This is a genomic window from Paenibacillus sp. NRS-1782, assembly GCF_050467685.1.
In the GTDB taxonomy this organism is placed as follows: Bacteria; Bacillota; Bacilli; order Paenibacillales; family Paenibacillaceae; genus Paenibacillus; species Paenibacillus terrae_A.
Genome location: NZ_JBITPH010000028.1, coordinates 1 through 9,855 on the forward strand (window position 1 = coordinate 1; position 9,855 = coordinate 9,855).

Sequence of the window (9,855 nt, forward strand, 5' to 3'; positions counted from 1 at the left end):
CCCCGGATGAACCGGGAAAATGATTCATGTCGGAAGCTCTGCTGCGAGCAGTTTGAGAATCGGCAGTGTCGCGATGAGTTGGCTTCAGACTCGTTTGTACATACTTGCCGTGCTGTGCGGCATGCTCCTCGTCATGAAGATGCAGGATGCCGTCCTTACTCAAAAATGCAAAACGTGGTTGTGTATATAAAAATGTGTCACGTGACACAATGTTGAAAATTTAAAAGTACATATTACACACGGGAACTCTGGCTATGAGCTAGGGTTCCTTTTTCATTTTGGAAAGGAGAAATCAGGATGATGATATTGTTACTAGCATTAGCTATAGAAATCTGTATTTGGCTTAGCATATTCTTCACTGTAATTCTGAATGAGAGGAGAATGAGCCGGATTGGAAATCAAACTCGTAAACGTAGAAACGTTAATTCCATACATAAAAAACGCCAGAAATAATGAGAAAGCTGTAGACATAAAGGAGCAAATTCTATAAATGAAATGGATGAAATTGAAGATCGATCAACTGGTACATGCCGAATATAATCCAAGGAAGGATTTAAAAGCGGGTGATCCAGAGTTTGAAAAGATCAGGAATAGTGTAATGGAATTCGGTTATTGTGAACCAATTATTTGTAACAGCGATTATACCATCGTGGGAGGCCACCAACGTGCCAAAGTGTTAAAGGCACTCGGTTACGATGAAGTCGATTGTGTCATAGTCGATGTGAATAAGTCGAAAGAGAAAGCTCTGAACATAGCGCTCAATAAAATTACAGGGGAGTGGGACTTTGACGCACTGGCTACATTATTAGATGAGTTGAAAGAAGCAGATTATAATATTGAGCTAACGGGTTTTGATTGGTCTGAAGCGGAGAAGTTGCTGGATACATTGCATGAAGATACAGCTGATGATGAGGATAATTTTGATGTAGAAGAAGCTTTGCCTGAACATCCGATCACTCGTAAAGGTGACATTTGGCTACTTGGGAAGCATAGGCTCATATGCGGTGACTCGACTAATCCGCAGGATATTGCAACATTGATGGATGGTAAGAAGGCACAGCTTATTGTAACTGATCCACCCTACAATGTGGACTATACAGGTAAGACCAAGAATGCTCTGAAAATAGAGAATGATAAAATGGACAATCACCAGTTTTATAATTTTTTATTGGCTGCCTACACTCGAATGTATGAAGTAGCAGATGACGGAGCAAGTATTTATGTGTTCCACGCCGATAGTGAAGGTTTGAATTTTAGAAGGGCATTTATCGAAGCCGGATTCAAGCTGTCACAATGCTGTATATGGGCAAAGCAAGCAATGGTACTCGGTCATTCTCAATATCACTGGAAGCATGAACCTGTATTATACGGTTGGAAGCCGACAGGTGGACACTACTGGAACAGTGATCGTAAGCAAACGACATTATGGCAATTTGATCGTCCCTTCCGGAATGAATATCATCCCACGATGAAGCCGATTCCCTTAATTAGCTACCCGATTAAAAATTCGAGCAAGCTTGGTGATATTGTGTTTGATCCATTTGGTGGTTCAGGTTCTATATTGATTGCTTGTGAGGATACGGATCGGATTTGCTATACGAGTGAGCTTGACCCCAAATATGTAGATGTGATTGTGAAGCGGTATATTGCCCACGTTGGCGATAATAGCGGCGTTTATCTGATTCGAGATGGAGTGAAGGTGGGCTACCAAGAAGTTGTTGCTGAGTCGGCAAGGTCAGAGGTATCATGTGCTGACTAAACTGAAGGGGTGATTGAATTGGGGAAGGCAAAAGTGAATATGGTGATTCGATTCCTAAAGGGCATGCAAGCCGAAAAGGAAAATGTGCTTGGGGCTGAGGAAGCTATGGAGGACAATGAGCTGATTCAGAAGGTAATTGAAGATATTGAATTGTTTTACGAGGCTGAGTTGGAAGGGTAAGCTAGAATACATATGGGGAATGGGCTATTATGGTCTGTTCCCTTTTTTTCGTGCTGGAGGTGAACAGAATGAGCAAAAATAGTGACAAACCCAAAAGAAACAAGCCTAAGATACTGACCAAGTACGATCAATTTGTTGTGCCAAGACTCAGGGATATTCCCGTTTGGGTACGTGAAGGAACCACAGATGAAGAGATTGCGAAACGGCTAAATATTCACATTTGGACATTAGGCGATTATAGAAGGAAGCATCCGAAATTTGCTGAAGCATTGGAACGTCCAACCCAAGTGGGAAACACATGTATATCCTCGGTTAGCGGAAATCCAGGCATGGTTCGAAGAAGGCGTGAATGCAGAGGACATTATCAGGAAACTCGACATAGGTAAAACGACTTGGTACGAGTATATAGATAAGCATCCGATGCTGGCTGAACTAGTCAAATGGAGCAGATCTGTCCCTATTTCATACGTGGAAAATTCACTTTTGAAAGCTGCTACAGGGTATGAATATGAAGAAATTAAAACGATTATTGAAGAGGACAAAAATGGAAAAAAGAAGACGCGTATCGAGAAAGTGAAACGATATCAGCCTCCCAATCCGACAGCGATGATTTTCTACTTAAAGAATCGCGCACCCAACGAGTGGAATGATCGACGTGAGTTGGTGGTGAATACAAAAGCACCGGAACAGGAACGCAAGCAGCTATTTCTGGATATGATCGAAGCGGATGTGGTGGATGCCGACTATGAAGCTATTGAGGAATCGGTTGAGATTGAGGAAGGATATATGGAGCCGGATGACTCGCTGCCATAACGTTATGCCGTCAGTATTTGTATAGATAAACGCCAGTTTCAGCCCTGAATTAGCCCCAAAAGTAGCCAGAATCAGTGCATAAGATAGGTTATGCAAACGGTGGACTTTGCCCCACATCAACGGTATGATGTGACACACAAAGCGAAGGGTGGGGCGAATATGGAGTATATTCAAGGATTTGAAGCGCATTTACGGAGTAAGGATCGGAGCGAGAACACGGTTTCCTGCTATATTCGGGACGTATTGCAGTTCATAGCTTGGTATCGGGGCAAGACGGAATATGGACTGGACAAGTGGATTGAATTGGATGGTGTAGAGTACAAGAAATATCTGCAAAGCACCAACCAAGCGGTACTCACCATCAACCGTAAGATCGCCAGTATCAACGTATTTTCACAATGGATGCATCATCAAGGATATATAAAGGAAGAAATACATATCGAAGCGGTCAGGAACAAGGTCGTTCGGCAGTATAAGGGTCTTGAGGAAAAGGATTTGTGGAAGCTGCGGAATGAAATTCACCGGATGGGCAATCGAATGCATATTTGTATGATCGAATTACTGATGGGAACGGGGATAAGGGTAAGCGAATTGGTCGGCATCAAGCTGAAGGATATGGAGATTAGTGAACGTAAAGGGATGCTGAAGGTACTCGGTAAGGGAAACTCCTTCCGCACTATTCCATTAAATAAGGAAGTGCGAAAAGCCATTACCCGATATCTTGAAGTCAGGCCACAAGTGGAATCAGAATATCTATGTATTGGCCAGCGTGGAGCATTGGAACGAAATGCGATCAACCTGATTTTGAACAAATACGGGGATCGGATCAATGTGAAGGTCACACCCCATATGCTGAGACATACGCTTGGCTATAAGTTGGTCAAAACGACTCCATTGACGACCATCCAGCAAATCCTTGGACATGATCACGTAGCAACAACCAATATCTATACCCTAACAACACAGCAGGATATGGCTGAAGCCTTGGCAAATATCGAGTGGTGAGAAGAAGCCACTCTTTTTGTCGTGGATGGAGGGGTTCTTCTATGTAGATAAACGAAGCCGCCAGCAAAGGGTGCAGAAATTTTCGCGATGATTTTACGGTACATATGAGAAAGGAGCTATACCTATTGAAACAATAAAGCAAGAAGAACAGCGACAGGCTGAGTTGCTTAAGCAGTATATGGAGAAGCATTTTAAGCCGCCCAAAATGAAACAACTGATCGAAACGTTCTCTTTCTCTGAACTAAGAAAGCTTATCGGTGAGATGGACATTGAATTTTTCGCTTTAGCCTATTTCCCTAAATATTTTGATCGAGCATTTGGCAAGTTTCATCGTGAGCTATTCACGGAATTAAGACATATGCTTGGAAATACAGGACTGATAACGGCTTTCGGCCTCCCTAGAGAGCATGGAAAGTCAACGATCAGTTCCTTTTTATTTCCGTTGTATGCTACACTTTATGATAAATCACAGTTTACATTAATCATATCAGCGACAGAGCAGATTGCATTGCCCTTCTTAGATATGATCAAAGATGAGTTAGAAACGAATACGATGCTGATTGAGGATTTTGGTATTCGTAAAGGAAGCCGCTGGAACAACAATGAGATTTGGCTGAAGAGTAAAGGTGGACTGGATTCCTGCATTATGATTCGTGGGATTGACGGTTCACTTCGAGGCATTCACTATAAGCATCATCGTCCTACCTTGGTTCTAATGGATGATTTGCTCAAGGAGGATACTGCACGATCCGAGGCCAAACGAGAACAGATTAAAAATACGTTTACGGATGTTATTCTCCCTATTGGCACAAGGGATACGAATATTCTGATCTGTGGAACGATTCTCAACGAAGAAGATATCATGATCTGCTCAAAGGGAAGATACCAGGTGTGCGAAGTGTTCGTAAAGCAGCTGTGCTTCAGTTTTCAGAACGGGATGATCTATGGTCAGAGTGGGAACGAATGTATAATAACTTGCAAGACGAGGACAGGATCAATACTGCCTTGTCTTTTTTTACGGCTCATGAGGAGGAAATGCTGGAGGGTACGGAAATCCTGTGGAGCGAGTATTTGGACTATTACTATTTGATGTGCAAGAAACAAGCCATGGGTGAAAAGTCATTTTATAAAGAATTGCAAAATGATCCGCGTTCAACAGACGATTACATATTTCAGAATCTCATGTATTGGGATAGGTTGCCTGAGTTTGAGGAAATGTCGATGTACATTGATCCAGCCATTAAAGCTGGGAAGAAAAATGACTATTCTGCTGTCTCCATTATTGGACAGCATCGAAAGACGAAGCAGATGTACGTGATCGATGGCAATATCTATAAACTATTGCCGGATGATTTGTTTCAAGTCGCTAATGAGAAGTTGAAGCTTTATCCTGTAGATAAGCTGGGATTTGAAGTCAATCAAGCACAGAGCTATATGAAGCAAAAGTTTGAAGAAGAGTTATGGAAGGCAAAGATACATACACCCGTAGAAAGTGTGCATTCCAAGGGGCAGAAGCATGAACGCATTATTAGCTTGGAGCCGGAAGTGAAGAAGGGTCATATTCTGTTCAATGCAGATAACCTCAGATATAACCATCAGGTGAAGGACTATAATCGAAATTGTACATATGACGATGCGCCAGATAGTTTATATGGGGCTGTTCAATTGATTCAGTCGGTCAAGAGTCTGAAATTTTATGATCGAAATTTATTATTTTGAAAGGAAGAATCTATTTGCAAATAACTGAGTCTATCATTTTGGAATGTCTAAACGAACTCCATTCGACTGCATTAGCCAAACAGAAATATTCAGATTACTATAATGGTCAGCATGCTATTCTCAAGAACTATGCCATGCAAGAAAGCCGAAGCAATCAAAAGCTCATTTTCAATTTCCCACGTAAGTTTGTAGATAATGAAGTGGGCTATCTGCTTGGAAAGCCAGTAAACTATGTGTCCAAGTCGGATCAGGATGAAGCCATACATAACATAGACGTACATATGAGTCATTGGGACAAAGAGCACAATCTACAGCTTCGGAAACAATCCGAAATATTCGGTGAGAGCTTCGAATTGAACTATATCGATTCAGATGGCCAGTTTTCAGCCACGGTGCTATCTCCTTTGAATGCCTATGTGTTGGAGGACGGAACAGCAGAAAGAAATGTACTATTAGGACTACATAAATTCACGAGACGATTTGATAAGCAAGTGTACCTTGACGTGTATACCGACTATGAAATTCTACACTATACAATCAGTAGTGATGATAAAGGCAATCGGAGTAGGCAAAACCAATCACCCGAACTGAAATATATCGGCAAACATAATCACATCTTTGGAAGAATCCCACTTATCTCCTGTCCAGCCAATACGGAGAGAAAAAGTGGTTTCCATGATGTGATTTCTTTATTTGATGCCTATAACGTATTGAATTCCGATTTGGTCAATGAAATTGCAGATCATCGCAATGCCTATCTCGTGATTGAGAATGCAAAGCTGGAAGCTGAAGACTTGTTGAATATGAAGAAGATGGGCATTATTCAGGTTCCGGCTGGAGGAAAGGTAAGTTGGCTAACGAAGGAGATTAACGATTCTTTTGTGAAAAATGAGTTGGATAACATTGAACGCAAAATCTTCGACATGATGGATCAGGTTAATTTTAATGAAAACTGGGCCAGCAATACGTCTTCCTTAGCACTGAGAAACAAGCTGCTTAATCTGGAGAATCGAGTGGCAATGCGTGAAGCCTTGATGGAAAAGGCAATCAAGCAACGTCTGCGTAACTTCTTCACCTTTCTGCACATTAAAGAAGGCATGAAATATGATTACCGGGATATCGCTGTGAAGTTTACTCGTAACTTGCCGATAGACTTGGTGGGGATGGCAGATGTAATCGTTAAATTGCAGCAAGTAGTATCTCAGGAAACATTGCTGGCGTTGCTTCCATTCGTAGAGAATCCCAAACTGGAATTCAATAAATTTCATGCGGAGCAGCAACGATTAGTTGGTACGGATAAGGAGGTATCAAATGCATAATAAAAATAGGATTAAGCGGCTCGTGAAGAATAGCTGTGCTGGTTATCTCGGAACGAAACATGGCATCTCGAATTATTGCTGTTTACAAGATGGCCCATGTTTATTTTTCGCTCAAGATGATGGTCTGTCCCGTTGTACATATTTTGAACATGGAGTGTTGCCAATGGATGAGAAGCTGGAGCGAGAATATAAGTCTGAACGTAATGTAGAGGTTGGGTTTAAGACAGTGAAGCCGAGGGTGAACTGCCAGAAATGTAAGGCTACTTTTTCAGCAAATTCGAATCGGCAGAAATATTGTGAGAAATGCAGAGATAAGATTGCAAACGAAAAGTCGAAATTACGGATGCGTCAGATGAGGAAAAAACAGGCTTGATGTTACGCTTTAGAGGTTTAAAAAGTCCAATAAACTAAGGATGAAAAACAACCCAAAATGAGGAGTTGGTATGTTTGTATCTATTTCTCGTTTTTACGTTTTCTAATGCGTAACATTATTGTATCAGATATGACGTTAAACGAATCCAACATACATATGCGTGTTCGAAAGCTCGAATCCCAACAGGTTCAGTGTTACGCTTTAGGCTGTCAAAAATCCAAATAAACAAAGGATGAAAAATAGGTAAAAGTGGGGAGTGGGTATGTTTGTACCTTTTCCTCGTTTTTGTGATTCCTAAAGCGTAACGATCCTGTCCTGAGCATGACATTAAAAGGCTCCATACATACATAAGCGTGTTCGGTTCTGCGTAGTCGAATGGGCGATAAAGGAGATTATCGAAAATGAATTTAGAACAAATGAAGCAGTTAATTGAGGAAAACCAAACGAATGAGGAATGGCAAACATATCTTCATGGTCTGAATCCGTATAGCGTAGAGGGGATGGAGCAATTTATTCAATCTAATCAGCAAGCAAAAAGTTGGTTCGATAGCACGGTAGACAAACGATCCGCTAAATCACTGGAAACGTGGAAAGCCAATCATTTGGAAAGTGCAGTGGATGCTGAGATCAAGAAGCGATTCCCGGCGAAGGATGAGAAAGAAGTCGAAGTCGAGAAGCTACGTGCCGAAGTCGAAAATATGAAGCTAGAGAAGCAGCGTGAACGGTTAACCAGCCAAGCGATCAAAATTGCATCCGAAAAGAAACTTCCACTCCCGTTAGTGGATTTTTTTGTTGGTGCAGATGAAGAAGCGACGACAGCGAATTTAGCTATGTTGGAACAATCGCTGCAATTGGCTATACAACAGCAAGTCGAGCAACGACTCAAAGGAGATGGCTATACACCTCCGGCTGGTTCAACAGGTAGCACATTTACATTGGATTCGATTAAAGGGATGTCCCAAAACGAGATTAATCAGCATTGGGATCAAGTCAAACAAGCATTACAAAACAAACAATAATAAACGAAAAGGACAAGGTGATTAGATATGTCAGTACAACATTTTATTCCTACCATTTGGAGCGCACGTTTAAATGAAAGTTTGAAGAAGAATTTGGTGTACGGGAATGTGGTTAACACTGATTATGAAGGTGAGATTAAAGGTCAAGGCTCTACCGTGAAAATCAATTCGATTGGAGCGGTGACGATTGGCAACTATGATAAAGTGGCAGGAATCGGGAATCCACAGGAACTGGATGCTACGCAAAAAACATTAGTGATCGATCAAGCGAAGTATTTTAATTTTCAGGTGGATAATGTAGATGCTGCGCAAGCGAATGTGAATCTGCTGGATGGTGGAATTGTGGAAGCTTCTTATGGACTAGCTAATGCGGTGGATCAGTATCTTGCTGGATTTTACACGGAGGTTAAAGCAGAGAACATGATTGGCAATGATACCGCATCTATTGTTCCCACGAAAGATACAGCCTATGATTTGCTGATTGATCTTGGCGTGCTGCTGGATGAGAACAATGTACCTGAAAGCGAGCGTTTTGTAGTGGTTCCTGCATGGTACTATGGCTTGCTACTAAAAGATGCTCGTTTCACGAAAGACTCAAATATCATTCGTACAGGTTATGTGGGAGATATCGATGGCATGATCGTTTATAAATCTAACAATGTGCCTAATTCAGGAGGAGCAAAGTATAAAATTATTGCGGGCCATAAGAGTGCCATTTCGTTTGCGGGTCAAGTGGATTCGGTGGAAGCGTTCAGACCAGAAAAGCAATTTTCAGATGCGGTGAAAGAATTGCAGGTATTTGGAGCCAAATGTATCAAGCCGGAAGCTCTCGCTGTACTCACGGCCAATAAGTCTTAATTGAAAATAGGATCATATGCAAACACATTATAATAGAAGAAACACGTTTAGGGTGTCCGTTTTGGATGCCCTATTTTTCATTTTTTGGAGGGTGATAAGATGTGGTTTTTAAATCAAGAAACAGGTTGTACATGGGAAGTAACGGATCAGGAGCTGATGCTGCGGTTACAGGCTAGTGGGCATTATGAGCAAGTAGAGGAACCTCAACCAGATGAGACTGAACAAGGTGTAGCCCAAACGAAAGCTCAAGCTACCAAGAGCATGAAGCGTACCGAGAAGGAACAGGTAAAGGAGGTACAGGAGACAGCACATGAATGAGCTAATGGATTTGATAAAACGATTATTAGGCATGGAGCCAACAGATATATCCAAGGACGATATCCTGATTCATTACTTAAATATTAACAGCCGCATTAGTAAGCGATCCTAGCATAACCATAGAAAAGACCATTAGCCTTAAAAATTTATTCTAAGCATTATATTTATCGGTTTGCCTTTGTGGTGAGCCATTTTCATTTCAAAGGAGCCACATACATATGCAACGAAAATCCATTGACTACTTGCTCAGTTTGAGCCTATTAAAGCAATTGAGATCACAACATGTCATTACAGAAGAAGAATTTATAGCCATTGACCAGCTTAATAAAAAATCTTTCAAGTAGCTATCACATGGGCAGAAATGGACTTGATGATGTGCCGCAAGCATTATACCATGTGACCATATAAAGAAGATATCGAAGGGAGAAACACCTATGGCCCAAGCCACAACCGCAAAAAAAGTCGTCGTCGTTCCCATTAAAACGATGGACA

At 41.5% G+C, this 9,855-nt stretch carries 12 protein-coding genes; all 12 read left to right on the forward strand.

What is annotated here, in order from left to right; translation table 11 throughout:
* The first annotated feature begins 490 nt into the window (after positions 1–490).
* On the forward strand, positions 491–1,759 hold the full coding sequence (locus ACIFQM_RS12150; RefSeq protein ID WP_430065634.1) for a site-specific DNA-methyltransferase: 1,269 nt from the start codon (positions 491–493) through the stop codon (positions 1,757–1,759).
* An 18-nt stretch (positions 1,760–1,777) separates the two neighbouring features.
* The gene (locus ACIFQM_RS12155; RefSeq protein ID WP_430065644.1) at positions 1,778–1,939 is read left to right on the forward strand and encodes a hypothetical protein; all 162 of its coding nucleotides are present in this window, start codon (positions 1,778–1,780) and stop codon (positions 1,937–1,939) included.
* A gap of 258 nt (positions 1,940–2,197) precedes the next feature.
* Positions 2,198–2,752, forward strand: a complete 555-nt coding sequence (locus tag ACIFQM_RS12160) for a transposase (RefSeq protein WP_430065636.1) — start codon at positions 2,198–2,200, stop codon at positions 2,750–2,752.
* Positions 2,753–2,911: 159 nt separating this feature from the next.
* Positions 2,912–3,757, forward strand: a complete 846-nt coding sequence (locus ACIFQM_RS12165) for a tyrosine-type recombinase/integrase (RefSeq protein ID WP_430065638.1) — start codon at positions 2,912–2,914, stop codon at positions 3,755–3,757.
* A 178-nt stretch (positions 3,758–3,935) separates the two neighbouring features.
* Positions 3,936–4,847, forward strand: coding sequence for a hypothetical protein (locus tag ACIFQM_RS12170; RefSeq protein ID WP_430065640.1), 912 nt, complete (start codon positions 3,936–3,938; stop codon positions 4,845–4,847).
* The gene (gene terL / locus ACIFQM_RS12175; RefSeq protein ID WP_430042264.1) at positions 4,793–5,476 is read left to right on the forward strand and encodes a phage terminase large subunit; all 684 of its coding nucleotides are present in this window, start codon (positions 4,793–4,795) and stop codon (positions 5,474–5,476) included. The genes ACIFQM_RS12170 and terL overlap by 55 nt, the downstream gene beginning before the upstream one ends.
* A gap of 14 nt (positions 5,477–5,490) precedes the next feature.
* Positions 5,491–6,795 carry a phage portal protein gene (locus tag ACIFQM_RS12180; protein ID WP_430065642.1) on the forward strand — a complete coding sequence of 435 codons (1,305 nt, stop codon included), beginning with the start codon at positions 5,491–5,493 and terminating at the stop codon, positions 6,793–6,795.
* Positions 6,788–7,168 (forward strand): hypothetical protein, encoded by a 381-nt coding sequence (locus tag ACIFQM_RS12185; protein WP_430042268.1) that lies wholly within the window; start codon positions 6,788–6,790, stop codon positions 7,166–7,168. Before ACIFQM_RS12180 ends, ACIFQM_RS12185 begins: the two co-directional genes overlap by 8 nt.
* Positions 7,169–7,569: 401 nt before the next feature.
* Positions 7,570–8,187 (forward strand): DUF4355 domain-containing protein, encoded by a 618-nt coding sequence (locus ACIFQM_RS12190; protein WP_430042270.1) that lies wholly within the window; start codon positions 7,570–7,572, stop codon positions 8,185–8,187.
* 27 nt (positions 8,188–8,214) lie between these two features.
* The gene (locus ACIFQM_RS12195) at positions 8,215–9,045 is read left to right on the forward strand and encodes a P22 coat protein - protein 5 domain protein (RefSeq protein ID WP_430042272.1); all 831 of its coding nucleotides are present in this window, start codon (positions 8,215–8,217) and stop codon (positions 9,043–9,045) included.
* A gap of 99 nt (positions 9,046–9,144) precedes the next feature.
* Positions 9,145–9,363, forward strand: a complete 219-nt coding sequence (locus ACIFQM_RS12200) for a hypothetical protein (RefSeq protein WP_430042274.1) — start codon at positions 9,145–9,147, stop codon at positions 9,361–9,363.
* Positions 9,364–9,581: 218 nt separating this feature from the next.
* Positions 9,582–9,707 (forward strand): SHOCT domain-containing protein, encoded by a 126-nt coding sequence (locus tag ACIFQM_RS12205; protein ID WP_283657219.1) that lies wholly within the window; start codon positions 9,582–9,584, stop codon positions 9,705–9,707.
* Positions 9,708–9,855 lie beyond the last annotated feature (148 nt).

Bases quoted from the DNA above. Each gene is read 5' to 3' on its own strand.
- ACIFQM_RS12150 (WP_430065634.1), top strand. From the start codon at position 491: ATGAAATGGATGAAATTGAAGATCGATCAACTGGTACATGCCGAATAT.
- ACIFQM_RS12165 (WP_430065638.1), top strand. From the start codon at position 2,912: ATGGAGTATATTCAAGGATTTGAAGCGCATTTACGGAGTAAGGATCGG.
- ACIFQM_RS12170 (WP_430065640.1), top strand. From the start codon at position 3,936: ATGGAGAAGCATTTTAAGCCGCCCAAAATGAAACAACTGATCGAAACG.
- terL (WP_430042264.1), top strand. From the start codon at position 4,793: ATGCTGGAGGGTACGGAAATCCTGTGGAGCGAGTATTTGGACTATTAC.
- ACIFQM_RS12185 (WP_430042268.1), top strand. From the start codon at position 6,788: ATGCATAATAAAAATAGGATTAAGCGGCTCGTGAAGAATAGCTGTGCT.
- ACIFQM_RS12190 (WP_430042270.1), top strand. From the start codon at position 7,570: ATGAATTTAGAACAAATGAAGCAGTTAATTGAGGAAAACCAAACGAAT.
- ACIFQM_RS12195 (WP_430042272.1), top strand. From the start codon at position 8,215: ATGTCAGTACAACATTTTATTCCTACCATTTGGAGCGCACGTTTAAAT.
- ACIFQM_RS12200 (WP_430042274.1), top strand. From the start codon at position 9,145: ATGTGGTTTTTAAATCAAGAAACAGGTTGTACATGGGAAGTAACGGAT.
- ACIFQM_RS12205 (WP_283657219.1), top strand. From the start codon at position 9,582: ATGCAACGAAAATCCATTGACTACTTGCTCAGTTTGAGCCTATTAAAG.